Source organism: Ureibacillus aquaedulcis, from assembly GCF_030418165.1.
Taxonomy (GTDB): domain Bacteria; phylum Bacillota; class Bacilli; order Bacillales_A; family Planococcaceae; genus Ureibacillus; species Ureibacillus aquaedulcis.
On record NZ_JAUHTQ010000003.1, the window covers coordinates 213,043 to 230,156 of the forward strand.

The 17,114-nt window shown below is 36.2% G+C and carries 17 protein-coding genes; 3 read left to right on the top strand and 14 right to left on the bottom strand.

The features are described from left to right. Window positions 1-12 precede the first annotated feature (12 nt). Window positions 13-1,446: a purine-cytosine permease family protein gene (locus QYB95_RS05880; RefSeq protein ID WP_301137342.1), complete on the bottom strand. Its 1,434-nt coding sequence runs from the start codon at window positions 1,444-1,446 to the stop codon at window positions 13-15. A gap of 23 nt (window positions 1,447-1,469) precedes the next feature. Further along, complete coding sequence (locus QYB95_RS05885) at window positions 1,470-1,673, bottom strand: hypothetical protein (RefSeq protein ID WP_301137344.1); 204 nt, start codon at window positions 1,671-1,673, stop codon at window positions 1,470-1,472. A 167-nt stretch (window positions 1,674-1,840) separates the two neighbouring features. Here QYB95_RS05885 and QYB95_RS05890 point away from each other — a divergent pair, with 167 nt between their 5' ends. After that, complete coding sequence (locus tag QYB95_RS05890) at window positions 1,841-3,637, top strand: sigma-54 interaction domain-containing protein (RefSeq protein WP_301137346.1); 1,797 nt, start codon at window positions 1,841-1,843, stop codon at window positions 3,635-3,637. Window positions 3,638-3,708: 71 nt separating this feature from the next. Here the strand turns inward: QYB95_RS05890 and rpoN are convergent, their stop codons facing one another. After that, the gene (gene rpoN, locus QYB95_RS05895; RefSeq protein ID WP_301137348.1) at window positions 3,709-4,986 is read right to left on the bottom strand and encodes an RNA polymerase factor sigma-54; all 1,278 of its coding nucleotides are present in this window, start codon (window positions 4,984-4,986) and stop codon (window positions 3,709-3,711) included. Window positions 4,987-5,647: 661 nt separating this feature from the next. Between rpoN and QYB95_RS05900 the strand changes: the two genes are divergently transcribed. Further along, entirely contained in the window at window positions 5,648-6,439 is a 792-nt protein-coding gene (locus QYB95_RS05900; protein WP_301137349.1) for a hypothetical protein, read from the top strand. Window positions 6,440-6,694: 255 nt separating this feature from the next. Beyond that, entirely contained in the window at window positions 6,695-7,621 is a 927-nt protein-coding gene (locus QYB95_RS05905; RefSeq protein WP_301137350.1) for a DUF5655 domain-containing protein, read from the top strand. Between the two features lie 530 nt (window positions 7,622-8,151). On the opposite strand, the gene QYB95_RS05910 is transcribed toward QYB95_RS05905, so the two are convergent. The 11 genes from QYB95_RS05910 to QYB95_RS05960 all read right to left on the bottom strand — a co-directional run bounded on the left by QYB95_RS05910 (window position 8,152) and on the right by QYB95_RS05960 (window position 16,960). Further along, entirely contained in the window at window positions 8,152-8,367 is a 216-nt protein-coding gene (locus QYB95_RS05910) for a hypothetical protein (RefSeq protein WP_301137351.1), read from the bottom strand. Between the two features lie 57 nt (window positions 8,368-8,424). Then, window positions 8,425-8,679 (bottom strand): DUF7662 domain-containing protein, encoded by a 255-nt coding sequence (locus tag QYB95_RS05915; RefSeq protein ID WP_301137353.1) that lies wholly within the window; start codon window positions 8,677-8,679, stop codon window positions 8,425-8,427. Between the two features lie 50 nt (window positions 8,680-8,729). Then, window positions 8,730-9,791 carry a hypothetical protein gene (locus tag QYB95_RS05920; protein WP_301137355.1) on the bottom strand — a complete coding sequence of 354 codons (1,062 nt, stop codon included), beginning with the start codon at window positions 9,789-9,791 and terminating at the stop codon, window positions 8,730-8,732. A gap of 248 nt (window positions 9,792-10,039) precedes the next feature. Further along, window positions 10,040-10,351, bottom strand: coding sequence for a hypothetical protein (locus QYB95_RS05925; protein WP_301137356.1), 312 nt, complete (start codon window positions 10,349-10,351; stop codon window positions 10,040-10,042). A 12-nt stretch (window positions 10,352-10,363) separates the two neighbouring features. Next, entirely contained in the window at window positions 10,364-10,498 is a 135-nt protein-coding gene (locus tag QYB95_RS05930; RefSeq protein WP_301137357.1) for a hypothetical protein, read from the bottom strand. 507 nt (window positions 10,499-11,005) lie between these two features. After that, window positions 11,006-11,800, bottom strand: coding sequence for an ABC transporter ATP-binding protein (locus tag QYB95_RS05935; protein WP_301137358.1), 795 nt, complete (start codon window positions 11,798-11,800; stop codon window positions 11,006-11,008). Continuing rightward, window positions 11,797-12,762: an ABC transporter ATP-binding protein gene (locus QYB95_RS05940; protein WP_301137360.1), complete on the bottom strand. Its 966-nt coding sequence runs from the start codon at window positions 12,760-12,762 to the stop codon at window positions 11,797-11,799. The genes QYB95_RS05935 and QYB95_RS05940 overlap by 4 nt, the downstream gene beginning before the upstream one ends. 11 nt (window positions 12,763-12,773) lie before the next feature. Continuing rightward, window positions 12,774-13,637: an ABC transporter permease gene (locus QYB95_RS05945; RefSeq protein ID WP_301137362.1), complete on the bottom strand. Its 864-nt coding sequence runs from the start codon at window positions 13,635-13,637 to the stop codon at window positions 12,774-12,776. A gap of 10 nt (window positions 13,638-13,647) precedes the next feature. Beyond that, complete coding sequence (locus QYB95_RS05950) at window positions 13,648-14,652, bottom strand: ABC transporter permease (RefSeq protein ID WP_301137364.1); 1,005 nt, start codon at window positions 14,650-14,652, stop codon at window positions 13,648-13,650. A gap of 19 nt (window positions 14,653-14,671) precedes the next feature. After that, entirely contained in the window at window positions 14,672-16,279 is a 1,608-nt protein-coding gene (locus QYB95_RS05955) for an ABC transporter substrate-binding protein (RefSeq protein ID WP_301137366.1), read from the bottom strand. After that, window positions 16,280-16,960, bottom strand: coding sequence for a M15 family metallopeptidase (locus QYB95_RS05960; protein WP_301137367.1), 681 nt, complete (start codon window positions 16,958-16,960; stop codon window positions 16,280-16,282). Window positions 16,961-17,114 lie beyond the last annotated feature (154 nt).

A 17,114-nucleotide genomic window follows, 5' to 3' on the forward strand; every position in this document is an offset into this window, starting at 1 on the left:
TAAAAACGCCTCCTAAAGTGATGTTTTGGTTTCTATCAAATATTGTTTAAATTCCTCATCTTTCGCTGATACACGATCCACTTCAAACCTGAAAATAAATTTCGCACACACATAGTACAGGGCACATGCCAAGAAGAATGTCGGAATACCTGCCGTGATTTTCAAGAACAACCCATTTGCTTCTAGCGTAATCGGGTTGTACATACTCCAGAAGAAGAAATAACTTGCAACCAATGTCACGACTGCCGACGGGTTAAAGCCGAACCAGTAGTTATACTTTCCTTTTGTGTTGTACAGATCACGCATGGAAATATTTTGCTTTTTCACGAAGAAATAATCGGCAATCAAAATACCACCCAAACTTGCCATTGTGAACGAAATAACAGACATGAAAATATTAAATGCATCATAGAACGTTGAATTTAATAATAAGAAAATTGTCGGTAATAATGTACATACCGCTAACATCCAAGAGCTTTTCGAGAAAAGTGTTTTAAAGCTGATTGCAAATGAATACATCAAGAACAATGTTGCACCCAAGTTCGCTACCGTTAATAAAATCAGCCCAATAATGGCAAACTTGCTGCCCATGATGGCACTCATCCAATCACCTGGATACAAGGAACCCGAGATAAGTGCTGCAAGTGCCCCAACAGCCGCTGCAATAACCACGATCACCCCGTAGCTATAAAAACTTGCTGTATATGCCGACTTTGATGATTTTGCCAAACGGCTGTATTGACCTAAATAAGGTAGCCAAGAAAAGCCTAATGCAACATTAATCTCCAGCGCCGTCATAAATGATTGTGTAGGATTTTCAAATGGCTCTACCGGCATCAACTTACTTAAAGCTGGTATATGGTCTGAAAATACTACCACCCCGATTAGTGCAATTAAAAATAATAAAAATGACGGTACCGCAATAATATTAAATTTGCGAATCGCATCCGGTCCACGAAAGACGATGAAAAAGGCTATAAAGAATAAAATAATCGCACAAACAGTTGGGCCAGCACTGCCAGAAACAATCTCTGGGGCATTTACGACCTTAAGCGCACTTGATAGCGATTCGCCTGCCATGAATAATGCCAGGGCGCTATAGCCTAATGACAGCAAATAAAACAAGATAAAAAAGGCTGTAACCCCGTTATAGCCCAGCGCACTGCGATAGCCTACAAAGGTATCCACTCCATACTTTGCGAAGTAAAAGGCAACTGGAGCAATTAAAAACATCGGAAAAGCATTTCCGAATAATACGGCAATTAATGAATCACCTGTTTGAAGCATTGAGCCTGCATACGCTCCAGATAATAATCCAAATGCAGATAAGCCAATAACCGTCTGTACGAGCACTAAATCTATAAAGCTCATTTTTCTCTCTTTTTTATGTGTTGGTAAATAAGCAAATGCAATATCTGCATTTACATTTGATTTTGTTTTTGACATTGCCTCATCTCCCTATGCTGACTTTAAAAGCTAAATACAGCGATCGTAATAATCGCCATAACAACCGTGACTCCGATAAAATCTGAAATTTTAGCTTTGTCATTTTTCTCCAGCAATTCATCTTCGAATGATTCAATTCGCTTTTCCAGATCCTCATACATCGTTTTTACGAATGGTTCCTCTGATTGAAGTTCCTTATCGTAACTCTTTAAAGCAGCAGCTTTCATAAAATCTCCCCCTTTTTCCATCTTTATTTATAATAATGCAATTTGCGTGCCAATTAAAAAAAATGAGAATTTACTGACTTTTGGATTGATATTTAGTTCTTTTTATTGCAAATTTGAAATAGCAATTTCACTTTTGAAATTCATTTGTGTTTATAGGAGGAAGTTTCATGGAACAAGTAGCGATTTTATCTCAAATGTTCGATTTTTCAATTGTTACAAAAGAAAATGGTGACATTCTAGAGTTCTTTTCAAGCAATGATACGTATAAAAATAATTTATCTTTACATAAGAATATCGCACTGTTTGAAGAAGAAATTTTTAGTAATCCAATTTTCTCCTCACTTGAAGTGACGGATTCAAAGCAAACGTTCCTGCAACAAACATGGAACAATCACAGTGTGTTAACATATGTCATTCCATCTAACGGCAATTATATATTTGGTTACAATATAATAGAAAAGCAGGTTGAAGTGAAAAATGACCCACCTAGTTTCAACAGCGACCTAATCATCAAAAGTCCAGCAATGGTTAAAGTAGCTGCACAAATTCAAAAAGCCGCAAATGCAGCAGCGACAACACTCTTACTAGGTGAATCAGGCGTAGGAAAAGAAATGGCGGCACGTGCAATTTACCGGTCAGGTGCGCGAAAAGATCAGCCTTTTGTGGCGATTAACTGCGGGGCTATACCTGAGACATTAATCGAAAGTGAGTTATTTGGTTATACAGCTGGTTCATTTACGGGTGCCCAAAAGTCAGGGAAGATTGGGAAATTTCGCGAGGCAAATAAAGGAGTCATTTTTCTGGATGAAGTCGGCGAGTTGCCATTATCGATGCAAGTAAAGCTTTTACGCGTGCTGCAAGAGCGGGTTGTAACACCAATTGGGTCTTCCATAGAATACCCGATTGATGTCCAAGTCATTGCAGCAACAAACAAATCACTTATTAATATGGTCAACGAAGGAACATTTAGGGAAGATTTATACTATCGCTTAAATATTATCCCCATTACGATTCAACCTTTACGCGAACGTGCCGTTGAAATTCCGGAACTCATCGAACACTTCACCACAATCTTTAACAAAAAATACAATTGTCGCCGCCTTTTCTCTAATACAGCGATAGACTTTTTAACATTACAAGAGTGGCCCGGCAATGTCCGGGAACTGGAGAATTTCATTGAACGTACAATTATTTTAGCCGATGAGGACATTATCTCCTTGCAAACAGCGCGTGACTTTCTAGATGCACCAAGTAGTAATCAAGCGCTTGAAAAGAACATTATCATTAATAAACTTATACCATTACAAGAAGCCCAGGAGTTAATTGAAGAGCAGCTAATTACGATGGCAATGGAAAAGTACAATTCATTAAAACTCGCTGCAAACGTTTTGGGGATAAGCCCACCAACGATGACGCGCAAATATAAAAGGATTAAGGAAATGAAAGAAGAAACACAGACGCTGTTTAGTACACGTCAGATTCTAGAAAGTGAATTAGATAAACGGTTGCGTGCTACAGCTGTCGTGACATCCGTCTCGCTATCACCGACAATGCTTGAAGAGGCCATCAAGCATCCTAATAATTCAAAATATCTTGACCCGGTATCAGAGCAACTTACCCAAATCTATACAAAAGAAGAAGGGGTTCAATGGGGGTTTATCTTCGTGCGGGATGAAGAAGGCAACATTATTCATCTGACTTCCAGTGAAGGCTTTGTTATTCCAGTTGGGGCCATATATATTGGCAGTGATATTATTCTAAAATCCATTGATGATGCTTATAATGGCATTCTTAGTGTGACTCCCATTTATGAAGATGAATATGGTGAATGGAAAACATGCTGCGTACCACTTTATGATTCAGAAGGCAGAGTCATTGCTATTTTGGGCTTTGATTATTCAAAGGACTATGTAAATAATGAACTAATCAAATTAAGTGAGTCCTTGAACATTTCACTTTCTTAACAAGTAATAAGAAAAGACAAAGTACGTGAGGGACTAAGGCCTCTTTACGTACTTTGTCTATAATCTGAATATTATTCTATCTTACTCAGCAATAAGTATGCTCGCTTCTGAGAGCTTGGTATATTTAGCTGTTCGCGGTATTTAGCGACCGTTCTTCGAGAAATCACAATTCCCTGTTCTTTTAATAACAGTGCCAGTTGTTGATCACTATAAGGAGAACGTTTATTTTCTTCTGCGATAATCGTCGCAATCCGATCACAAACAGATGAGGTTGTCACATTATTAATCGCTTTTACAAATAGGTCATTCATCGCAAAATTTCCTTGTGCTGTATGTAAGTACTTGCCTTTTATGGCACGACTAATTGTCGATTCATGCATCTGTAAGGCCTCTGCAACATCTTTTAAGCGCATCGGCTTCAATGCACATGGTCCTTTTTCAAAAAACGCAGGCTGCTGTTCAATTAAATAATGCGTAATGGCGTATAAAGTATTTTTGCGGAAATCCAGCCCTTGTACAAGTGTTGTAAAATCACGCATACATGACTTTAAATAGCTTGGCGCATCTGCCCTTAATAGCTCTACATATACATCGTGCAAACGAATACCAGGCACCGCTTTTTGCTCGACCTCAATCGCCCACTGCCCCGCCATACAATAGACAGAGACATCCGGTATGACCGTTGCGACTACTTCTTCCAAAGAAATAACAGGCATGCGTGGCAATTCTTTTATAAAAGCGATCGTTGCCATTACTTCATGTGTTGATATATTATAACGTCTTCTTAATGACACAATGTCCATTTTCGCAATGTTTTCCATTTCATCTGTTAAGAAGACTTTTGTGTAATACGGTACATTCTCGCATTGTTCAATATGCTTCAAGAAAAATTCCGTACTATTTTGACAACCTACACCAATCGGTTCAAATGATTGAAGTATATGAATTAATCGCTCAGCTTCTTCTAATTCCATCTTAAAATGCTGTGCTACCTCAGCTGCATTCGTAGTTAAATATAAACGCTCATCTAATGAATAAATTAAGTATGTTAACACTGCTCGTTCAAAATCTGTCGCATTTAATGGAATTTGCTCCATTAGAAAATCGGCTACCGTCTGTTGCACGGCAATCAAGCCATAGTCTGCTTCAATGCTCCCCTTTTGCATTTTTGCCGTTGGCCATGTCTCTTCCTGTTGATCGATCAAATCTATTAAAGGATTCTCTAATGCTTTTTGTTCAACAAGCTCTTTCAATTCCAGATTTGTTAACTGTAAAATACTTAAATGTTGAATCATTTGTGCCGTTAACTGTTGCGACATGACTGCTTGCATCCCCAGCTGCATATTCATATCCCCACCCCATTTGTTTGAAAATTATAAAATCTTTAAGAAAATATACATTATTATTTCAACTCACGTCAAATAGCGAAATTAACGTGAACTTGTCTTTTAAAAATAATATTTGACAAAAAAATAGAATAGAAAGGTGGAGTTGGCGAGGTTATTGCATGTATTTTATAATCACTTAACCTGATAATAAATCTCTGTAAGAAAAATTTTTACCTTGCCAGAATCTATCCAACAAAAACAGAAATATACAGTTTGGATTAGCTATTTTTTACTTAAAAGCTAATTTTTTCATTAGACTTTAGATTTCATCGAAAGAGTTAATTGGTGAGATTTAGAAGATTTTTAAAAATCAATTTCAGAAAACAGAAGATTATTGACGGCTATAGAGTATGTATTCTAACAATGAGATGTAAGTTTAAAAGTTTATTTCTAATAGATTGTCTTTTTAAGAGGGATTCTTGGGTAGTATTGATCCCTTTACAAATGTGTTCGCTGACTTTTAACGCTAAACCTTTTCTAACAAGTTGTAATTGCCTTTTGTAAGCCTAATTAAACATTGCATCTGATGTCAGATAAGAAAAATATGACAATTAAGTACTAGAATACCTTTCTCTTTTAAAGTAGAATATACCTATATAATTAATGAAAGAAGGAATAAAGTATGGGTTTTTTAAAGGAGTTAGGTGAAGGTGCTGGCTGGCTAATCGGGAATGCAACCGGTGGAATTATTAAAGGTGTAGGTGAACTAACTGATTCAGATTTCATAAGAGACATTGGTGACGGTGTAAAAAACTCCACTGAATTTGCCGGGAAACAACTTGGAAATGTAGCAGAAGGTGTTTGGAATGTTGGAAGTGGCATTGTTACAAAAGATGACTATAAAATTGATCATGGGTTCGATGACTTAGGTGAAGGAATTGGAAATACAGCTAAAGCTATTGGACAAGGCATCTCTTCTACAGTAAATAATATTGGTGATGTAGCAGGAGGGCTAAAAGCTGGCGATTCAGACCGTGCATTATATGGAGCGAAACAATTAGGAAAAACAGCACTGATAGCTACACTTGGCGTTACTGTTTTAGATATAGCTGATGTTGTAGATGTTAATGGCAATGAGGGTGGATTTGATAATGGTAACAATGGCGATAATCTGGCTACAAGTGAAATAGCCAAAGCAAACGGATTTGATGGTGGAAGTAATGATGTGTCTACATCCACATCTGCATTTGAAAGAATGATGGATATTAACCAAAATTCTGCAGGAAATATAGATTATGTTCAAGCAGATAACTCTAATTCGCATTCTGTTGAACCACATTGGAGAACCCTTTCTAATGGAGATACAATATGGGTAGATGGCGATGGGGATACAAGTGTAAATCAAAGTATAGAAGAAGGTGGCGGTTGGACACAATCCAATCCCAATTATCGAATTCCTACAGAACAAGCTTAATAACTTTTGGACAAGCCTATTTTTCGGGCTTGTCTATTTTATTAGCATCTTTCGTACACCCTTGCTTAAAATATCACAAATATAAATTAATAACATTTACAACAACCAAAATTATTAACTTCTTACCACTCTAATAACCATGGTAAGATAATATTGAATAACTACTAACCATAATGTTATAAATCAATTTAAGTCTTTTACGTTTTCCTAAGATAATTGCAAAGACTTTATAATATTTTTAAAGGAAGGTGCTAAATGGGCGATGTAAAGCTATTTAGATTAAACGGAGAATCTGTAGACGAATTAGAAGGAAAAGCTGTTGCTATTGAAAAATCACTGCAACAACTTTTTGAAAGGCACTTAGAAACATTTTTAGGCGTTCGTTTTTTAGCTTCGGAATATACTACGGGAAAACGACATGCAGGGCGAATTGATACATTAGGGATAGATGAAAATAATTCACCTGTAATTATTGAATACAAGCGATCTGTTAATGAAAACGTAATAAATCAGGGACTTTTCTACTTAGACTGGTTACTTGACCATAAAGCGGAATTTGAACTTATGACTTTACGTAGGTACGGTGAACAAGTTGCAGAGGCTATTGATTGGAGTAGCCCACGTTTATTATGTATTGCAGGCGGTTTTACTAAATACGACGAACATGCTGTACAACAAATCAATAGAAACATTGAATTATATCAATACAAGCATTATAAAGACGGGTTTGTTTTACTTGATTTAGTAAACGCTACAACTGCTCAAACGGTAGATATCAGCGAAGGAATTAATACACCTTTAACTTCAAGCACCCGCAATATACGGGTAAAAACTGTCTCTGATTATTTAGAGCAAGCAAATACTGAGTTGACCGATAGATTTGAGATGGTGAAAGCCTACATGATGGCTCTCGGAGATGATGTACAAATGAAAATACTTAAACATTATATAGCATTTAAGCGTATTAAAAACTTTGCTTGCGTTGAAATACATCCACAAACCGCAAAGATACTACTTTATTTAAAAGTAAATCCTGATTCTATTACGTTAGAGCAAGGCTTTACTCGGGATGTTACACAAATCGGTCATTATGGGACTGGTGATTTAGAAGTTGTTATTTCTAATAATGAAGATATAGAAAAAGCTAAACGTCTAATTGATATGGCCTATGATGTTAGCTAAGAAAAACGAAGGAATTTTATGGCGAATCAATTAGAAAAAGCCTAAAAGTAGATTATAAATAAATTAGCGGGCAAGCATTATGCAAGCCTGTTTTTTTTATTAAAAGTTTTTAGCTAGTTAGCCCCAGATCTTCAACTATACTTTACAGTTTAATTTCAGTGCCGCATCTCACGTTTGCCATAATTATTACTAGTTTAAAAAAATCAGATATATAATTTTTAGTATCCCCAACATATAACCATTCTGGTGTGTAATTGTTTAATATAACTAAATACTATAAAAATATTAAAACAAAAAGAAAGAGTCCCAATTTAGTTGCCTTTCGGAGGACACACAGGGGACTCTTTCTTATTCATTATTCGCCAGGACTTTATTATAGCATTTAGTCCTGTCTAAGTAAATTTCGAATCGAATCATAGATAATTTTGCACACCATATCACTCATTCAAATTATTTAGCTTAAACATTCCTCTATAAAATCTTTAAAATTCTCATCTAGTATTATTAAGTAAGATCAATCACTTATTAACTTAATTATCTTCCTGTTGAGGAGAAACCAGAATACTAAGACCATGTTCTTCTCCATAATCCCACATTTTCACCCAAGGATATGTATTGTTGGGTAGAATGAAAGTACGTTCTTCTAGAGGAAGAATTGTTGACATATCACATTCTGTGCCATGTTCCTTGGTTGCTGGATGGATACCTACTTCTCTACCCGTATCATTATAGTATACAAATTTCATATTATTTCTCTCCCTTTTATAGAATCTATTTCCTAGGAATAATTAAACCTGAAGGAGTTAGATTATTATATCTCTTCTAAATACAACTTGATTTCCCAATTGAACTGATTGAGTTTTGTAACCAGCATCAATCCTTGAGTGCGCTTGGGTATGTGTACCAATATTATTACTCCACCAAGGTGAATACTTATAAGCTGAGTTAGGAAGTTTAAATCCCAATATCATTTCAATTTTTTCGAAAGGTAGAGTAATATACTCAGAAGCATTTGATTTTAAATATTGATGTAGTGGTAAATATTTTTCTCCACGCATTTTCTATTACCATCCTTCTTTTGAAGCTTATATTTTATGAAACTCTACTTTTAAAATAACGAAGGTTGAATATTGTTCGTCAAAGTTGTATCATTCTCTAATCCTTCTAATGGATAAAAGTAACAATCCTCAAAACCTGAACTCTCTTTATCGAAATACAGGGTCCCTTTTCCCGCTTCATTCATTAAAGCAAGAACAACATCCATATAAATATACGGCCTTTGTTTAGTTCCTGTGGAAATCCTTTTATCTACATTAAAATATTCCCTCGTGATACGACTAATTTCGGTTGCGCTGGAAACACCATTAAGGACTAATGAATAAGCAATTTCAACTATCGTTGGTTTTGAAGCTACTAGGTAAGGTCTAATGGATTCAAGAATTTTTTGATCCCTTGCCTGCGCTTCTTTTTGTTCGAGTTCATAACGTTCTCTTAATATTTCTTTAGCTTTTAAATAAGCCTCTGCTCTTTTGGCAGCTTCTAATCGTGCTGCATCAAGTTGTTCATTTTTAGCTTTTTCAATTTCCTTTGAGTAGTATTTATTGACTTCGCGTTCAATTTTTTTGATTTGTCTATCTAACAAAGGAATATGATATTCTACATGTGCTTTTATGTCTTTGGGCAGGTCAATTTCTTCCGGTATTTCTTCTAATACTTCATATCCATAATTATCATCTTTGATCTTAACCAATAGTTCATCAAGCTCATAATCTATAGTTCTCAAACCTGCCATTACAGCATCAATATCTTTTATAGGAAGATTTAAAAAAGCACTTAAATGGTCTTTACCATATGTAATCGTCTTATTTGTTCCCTTGTGTTGTACAGTAAACATATACCTCAAGGTAATACCGCAAGCACATTTCCCTAAACGATTTCCTGGACCAAAATCCGTATAATCAACAATATTCCAATCCTCTACGTTTCTCTCATCCTCTTGTAAATCTATATCTACCGACTTAATTGCTTGTACTTTTTCTTCAACCATAATGTTACCGAAAATCGTTCTTCTTCCACGCTTCACTTCATTTAGCAGATACTCTTTTTGTCCGTCTGTAACAAGTGATAATAATTCAGTTCTTTGAGCTTGCGATAAAGGTTCAGATATCATAGCATACCACCCTAAAATAGTTATATTTTCTTAATTTTATCATAATTACTGGATGTTAAAATAAAAAACTACAGTACATTTTTCATGTAGCTGTAGCTTTTTTGATCAATCGTATTATTAGCTTATCCCCACGAATACTCAGGAATAGAATTTTTCCATACTTTCATCCTCCGAATAGGGTTACCATTCTTTCTAAATATCTCTGCTCGAATTAGATATTAATATGATTCCCCCACTGTTCCCTAAAGCTACATATCCATCTCACAAATCCACCTCGGAAACTCCACCGTCTCCTTCAACAACTCCCGAAATGTCTTCGTCTCCTTTGTATCTGGAAAATAGAGGCCCTTATCTATCATCTGGTTGTAGGCATCGATGATGTGGTTTTCCCATCGCCCGTAAATTTCGTGGTGCAGTTTCCGTGCGTTCCAAGGGTTGATAGCAAAGTAAAAGACGTAGGTAGTTGAGCTGCGCTTAATGGCGTATAGTTTTATCTTCCGCAAGGCGAGTACATCAGCTGCCTTCATGCGACTGATTTTCTCTTGTTCCTCTACTGTCAATTCCAATTCTTTTTATTTAGATACTGGATCTTGCAAGTTGACTTTCCCTTTTCTTGTTGCCAAGTAAATGAGGTGGGCTGCGTAGGGTTCGTCAAATGAAAGTGCATCCTCAAATAATGAGCGAATTGTTGGTTGCCTATGCTCCATACAATTTTATTCATGGTGTCCGTTTTTAAATTCCTCAAAGTCCTGAAAACGATAATTAAGTAAAGAATAATGTTCGCCTTCTCTAAATCAATTGATGTTTTGGAAAAATGCGGTTGTTAGCTCGTGAGGAGCTCGGTAATACAGTTTTGCTAATTCCTTTGTTTCCAGAACTGCTTCTCCATTGAATTCAATAATGTTCATACTTGCCCCATCTCCTTTAGTAAGTGGTGGAAATTTGCCTTCACTTAATAAATACCGTTTTTTAGTGGAAAAAGAGACATGGTGGTGAGAAAAAGTTGAGGGTATGGGGAATAGGAACTTCTAGGTTGGAAAATTAGAGATTTGTTTGATTTTAAGGAATAAAAAAATACCAGGACAATTGTGCCCTGGTTGGTTATAGCCTTATAAAAAATGTGCCTTTCGGACATTAATTTGTGCATGAAAAATCCACTTGCCGACATCATCCTATAACAACCGTTTCCCAAAATACGAGAAACGGTTGTAAATTCATTTTAAAATAATCGATTGTGTATCTGTATCATTTTGAATTGTTAATACTGAAGATAACAGCTTTTGTGTATAAGGATGTTCGGGATGTTCAAATATTTCCTTGGTGTCTCCAACCTCTACTATCTCCCCTTTAAACATTACAGCAACTCTTTGACACATATATCGAATGACCGACATGTTGTGGGATATAAACAAATAGGTTAAATTTCTCTCCTTCTGTAACTCCTTCAGTAAATTTAACACCTGGGCTTGTACGGAGACATCCAGTGCAGAGGTTGGTTCATCCAGAACAATAAATGAAGGATCCGTAATCAAAGCCCGTGCTATGGCAATTCTCTGTCTTTGCCCACCACTAAATTCATGTGGATAACGATCCAAATGTTCTTCCTTCAACCCAACTCGTTTTATTAATTGCAGTAGTCGCTCCCTATTTCCCTTTTCTTTTCTTTCTACTTTCGAAAGGGCGAGTAACGGCTCCAAAATAATATCTTTCACACTCATTCTAGGATCGAGGGAGCTTTGAGGATCTTGGAAAACAGTTTGAATTTCGCCAGCCTCCACACGGTTATATTTCTTTTTATTCCAAAGGGGATGTCCCTTATAAGTGATGCTCCCATTAGAAGGCCTCTCTAACCCAATAATCATTTTGCCTAAAGTACTTTTTCCTGAGCCGGACTCGCCGACGATTCCTAAAATTTCTCCTTCAATAATAGTTAGGTTTGTTGTTTTTACCGCTATCATACAGTCTTTTCCTGTACTATAAATTTTCTCAAGCTGTGAAATTTCAATCATACAATCACCTTCTCTAACCAGCAGGATGCTTGATGACTTGACCCACCATCCTTTAATTCGGGATGTTCTTCTTTACAAATATCCATTACAAAATGGCATCTTTCAGAAAATGCACATCCTTTAGGTCGTTTAAGTAAATTAGGCGGCTCACCTTCAATCGCCTGTAATGGTTCATGTGGTTCAACCGAATCAGGTAGAGCATTTAAAAGAGACTTGGTGTAAGGATGAATGGGATGACTTAACACATCCTTTGTATTTCCACTTTCCACAACTTCCCCTGCATACATTACAAGTATCCGATCACAAACATTGGCAACAACACCTAAATCATGTGTAATAAGTAAAACCGAAGTGCCTCTTTTTTCATTTAATTCTTTGATCAAATTAATAATCTCATATTGAATTGTTACATCAAGCGCAGTTGTAGGTTCATCAGCAATTAGTAGATTAGGTGGAGCTGCCATGGCAAGTGCAATAACAATTCGTTGCCTCATTCCACCACTCAGTTCAAAAGGATACTTCTTTGCAACTAGCTCCGGATTATCGATATGAACATCCCTTAATGCATGTAGTACAGCTTCTTTTGTTTCTTTCGATGATAAATTACGATGTTGCTTAATTACATTAAACAGTTGTTTTCCAATTCTCATCGTCGGCTGTAAGGCAGTCATTGGTTCCTGAAATACCATCCCAATCTCTTTTCCTCTTAATGCTTGAATGTTCTTTTTACTTAATTCAAGTAAATTATCACCATTATAAAGAATCCTACCCTTTGAAATAATGGCATTTTCTTCTAGAAGCCCTAAAATCGATAAAGCAGTAATTGATTTACCAGAACCCGATTCACCAACAATCCCTAATATCTCACCACGATTTAGAGAGAGATTCATATTTTTCAAAGCCTCTGTTTTGCCGCGCATCCCTTCAAAATCAACATGTAAATTTTTAATTTCCAGCATCATGACTCTCCCTCCTAACGCGCTGATTTTGGATCCAATACATCACGGATTCCATCTCCAATTAAATTAAGTGCACCTGAAGATAAAAATAAAAATAAACCTGGAAAAACTGGATACCACCAATAAGTTAAAAGGTATGTCCATCCAATACTTATCATCGCACCCCACTCAGGCGTTGGGGGTTGTGCTCCTAGTCCTAAGAACCCTAAAGTCGCAATTAATAAAATTGTATCCCCTACATCCAATGTCGCCTGAATAATAACAGGTGAGATTGCATTCGGAATAATATGCTTGATGATTATGAGTCCCTTATTTATTCCAAATGTTTCAGCAGATTTCACAAATAATTTTTCCTTTAGCAACATGGCTTCCCCGCGAGCAAGGCGAATATAAACAGGAATTTTTACGATAGCAATCGCAATCATCGCGTTTTGTAAATTCGGACCTAGTACTGCAGCTAACGCCATCGCTAATATTAAATTCGGAAAGGCTAAAATCATATCGACAAAACGCATTATAATCGTATCCACAATGCCACCGATATAACCTGAAATTGTACCGATTACAATGCCGATAGCAGCTGCTATGACAATGATTAATATTCCGACGCCTAAAGAAAGCCTAGCTCCATAAAGAATCCTTGTAAAAATATCCCTTCCTACTTCATCAGTACCAAACCAATGCTGAGAAGAGGGGGGCTGAAATTTATTGACTAAATCAATTTTATTAGGGTCAAAGGGAGAAAAAAGAGGAACTATTACTGAAAATAAAACAATTAATGCTAGAATGATTATTCCTACCCAAGTCATTTTATTTTGCTTTAATTTATACCAGATAGGGTTACTTTTTAGAGTTTTAGAAGAGTAGTTAATCTGCATAAAAATCCCCCTATTGTTTCATTTGTGGATTTAATAATCCGTAAATAATATCTACAATTAAATTTATCAATACATAGCCAATACTAATAATAATCGTAAAGCCCATCATCGCTGGGAAATCTAAATAAGAAATTGAATCTACAACAAATTTCCCCATCCCAGGCCAACCAAAAATCGTCTCTGTTACCACTGCTCCTCCAAGTAGAGAACCAAAGGCTACACCAATGACAGTAACAGTAGGAATTAACGCATTTTTTAAGGCATAGGAGATGATTAATAAACGTCCCTTTATACCGTTTGCAACTGCTGTGCGAATATATTCCTGACTCATGACCTCAAGCATACTAGCTCGAACTTGTCTTGTGATGACAGCTAGTTGTGCATAGGACAAAACTAATGCAGGTAGGATAAGATGCTGTAAACTGCTTTTTAGTGCAACCATATCCCCAGTGAAAATACTATCTAAAATATAGAAGCCTGTAATATGTGTAGGAGGATTGATATCAAGTGCAATCCGTCCATTTGAAGGGAGCCATCCTAACTTCCCATAAAAAATTAAAATAACAATTAACCCGCTAAAAAATACTGGAATGGATACCCCACTAATCGAAAATACGCGACTTAGATTGTCCCAAATTGAGTTCTTTTTCAAGGCTGCAAGAATACCTAATGGAATTCCTAACACAATCGCAATTGCAAAGGCTGCAATAGCTAATTCAATGGTTGCTGGAAAAAATGTAATCAATTCATCTAATACTGGGCGTTGTGTACGTATGGAAGTACCTAAATCACCAGTTAATAAATCACCAAGGTAGTGAAAATATTGGATCCAGACTGGCTGGTCTAGACCCAATTGTTGACGAATTGATTGTAAAGTTTCTTCACTTGCCCTTTGTCCAGCAATCAAACTTGCAGGGTCGCCAGGAATGACATGGGACATAAAGAATGTCACCAATGTCACCCCAAATACGACAAATAGTATAAGGCCTAATCTTTTAACAATCATTTGTATCATGGTTCGTCACTCCAGTTGTTTATTTAGACATTTCACTTAAGAAGTAGATTCCTTCCAACATCGGGTTATAAACAAAGCCTTTTACATCTTTACTCATAGGTAAAATAAAGTCTTTTTGATATAGAAGAATATATGGAGCTTCTTCCATAACGATATCCTGGATTTGCTTATAAGTTTCTTGACGTGCGGATTGATCATTGTTTGTAGCCGCTTCTTTTAACAAATTGTCTACTTCGCTATTTGTATAGAAAGCTCTGTTCCCTGCTAAACCGTGGTTAGCTGAATCGAACCAGTAATTCATGAAGGCATAAGGGTCACCAAAGTCTGGGCTCCACACACCTAATGCTAGATCGAATTCGCCTTTTTCCATCATTTCACGAGAAGTAGCATAAGCAACTTTATTTAAGTTTAATGTGACACCAATATCAGCTAAATTTGATTGAATTGCCAATGCCTCTGTTTCCCACCATGTTTTATTATCAGAGTATAATAATTCAAGTGTTAAATTTTCTACACCAGCTTCAGCTAATAATGCTTTTGCTTTTTCTACATCGTAATTATATTGATGTACACTTTCATCATGACCCCAAATACCATCAGGAATTGGTCCACGCATTTGTGTGGCATAACCCAGTTGGACTGCACTTACTAAGCTTTCATAATCCATAGCATAGTTTAATGCTTGACGAACTTTTTCGTCTTGTAATGCTGCATTGCCTTTACTTGTATTGATATAAATATAGTCTGCTAATAAACTTGGCTCTTGAATTAACGCGACATTTTCTAATCCTTTAACCGAATCAATTTGATCGACAGGAATTCCTTCTGCAATATCGATTTCGCCTTTTTCTAATTGCATACGTTGTACCGATGGATCGCCTACAATTCTAAATAAGATTGATTTAAGCGTTGGTTTTACTTTGGAATGTTCATTAATTTCAAGTTTTAATGAATCTCCTTTTTTCCACTCAGTTAACTTATATGGGCCACTTCCTAATGTATTTTCTGCTAAGTAATTTTGACCCAAATCACCATTTTCTTCGTGTTCCATTACTGTTGGGCTTACTATGTTTCCATAGTTTGCTGCTAATGTTGATAGGAATGGAGGGAAGTTTTCAGATAACACGAATACCACTGTCATCGGGTCATCTACTCGAATTTCAGATACCATGCTATATACGCCGGCAGGACCATTCGCAATTTTCAACGTTCTGTCAAAGCTTGCTTTTACAGCTTCCGCATCAACAGGTGTACCATCAGAGAATACATGACCATCCTCTAAGTGGAATGTCCAAGTTTTGCCGTCTTCGCTAACTTCCCATTTTTCTGCTAAGCCTGGTTTAATATTTGTTGTTGCACCGTCGTAGTCTACTAATCTTTCATATGAGTTGTAGATAATCTTCCAAGTACTATTGTCCATTGTTATAGCTGGATCTAATGAAGTAACATCTGCAGGGATGGCAATAACTAATTGATCTGGATTTGTTGCTGTTGTTTCTGTTTCGGTTGGAGTTGTTTCATCTGGTGTCGTTTCTGAAGATGTCGGAGCGTTTGCATTTTCTTTACATGCGGTGAGAAGTATTGCAGTAATAATCATTAATAATACATAGCTAAGCTTTTTTACCATTCAATTCTCTCCTTTAATATGAAGTTCAATGCCAAAATAGATTGGCTTATTTCTCGAATCTTCAGCCCAGCGAGCATTTCCATAATCAAAATGCCACCATTCCTCAGGATTCGTTCGAAAACCTACACTTTCCATTGACGTTCTTAGAAGACGGCGATTATCACGTATTTGTATTTCCTCAGCCGTCAACTGTTCTTTATGTTCAAAGTATAAGGAGTGTGCTTTTTCGGTAAATTCATCGAAGTCAGTCCCCATATTGAGCCAACCATGGCTATTTCCAATCGTTAAATCTACAGCCCCACCAGTGTAATGTGGTGATGGTTTAAGTGGGTTTTTCGATGGAGTTGCAACAAACTGTGATAGGTGCTGTAATAGTTCTTCTTCTGTGTCAAATTGCGTTTCAAATTGGCTTTTGATGGTTTCATATAATGCCCTTTGGGTTGCAATGGAACGCCATCCATCTAAAATAACGAGGTAATGGTTGTTTGGAAGTTGATTAGCAACCTGCAACAATTTAGAAACTACTCCCTCTCGCAAATAGCAATCATTTATTGCCCCGGGAATCTGATGTTTAAAATAATAGGGAAATACTTTTATTTTTTCTGAAACTGTTGAAAGAGAAACTAATGATTCTTCATTTTCGGTAATAACATTACTAACTTTTGGATATTCAGAATTCAATTGAGCACCTCCCCTTAACATCTTAATTGGTAATATAGAGATATAAAAAACTTCTATATAAAAGCAAATTTCTAAATAAACAACTCTCTATTAATATAATTTTCTGAATATTTTTATTTTAATTGAAAGGTTATTGGAAATCAATGAAATTTTT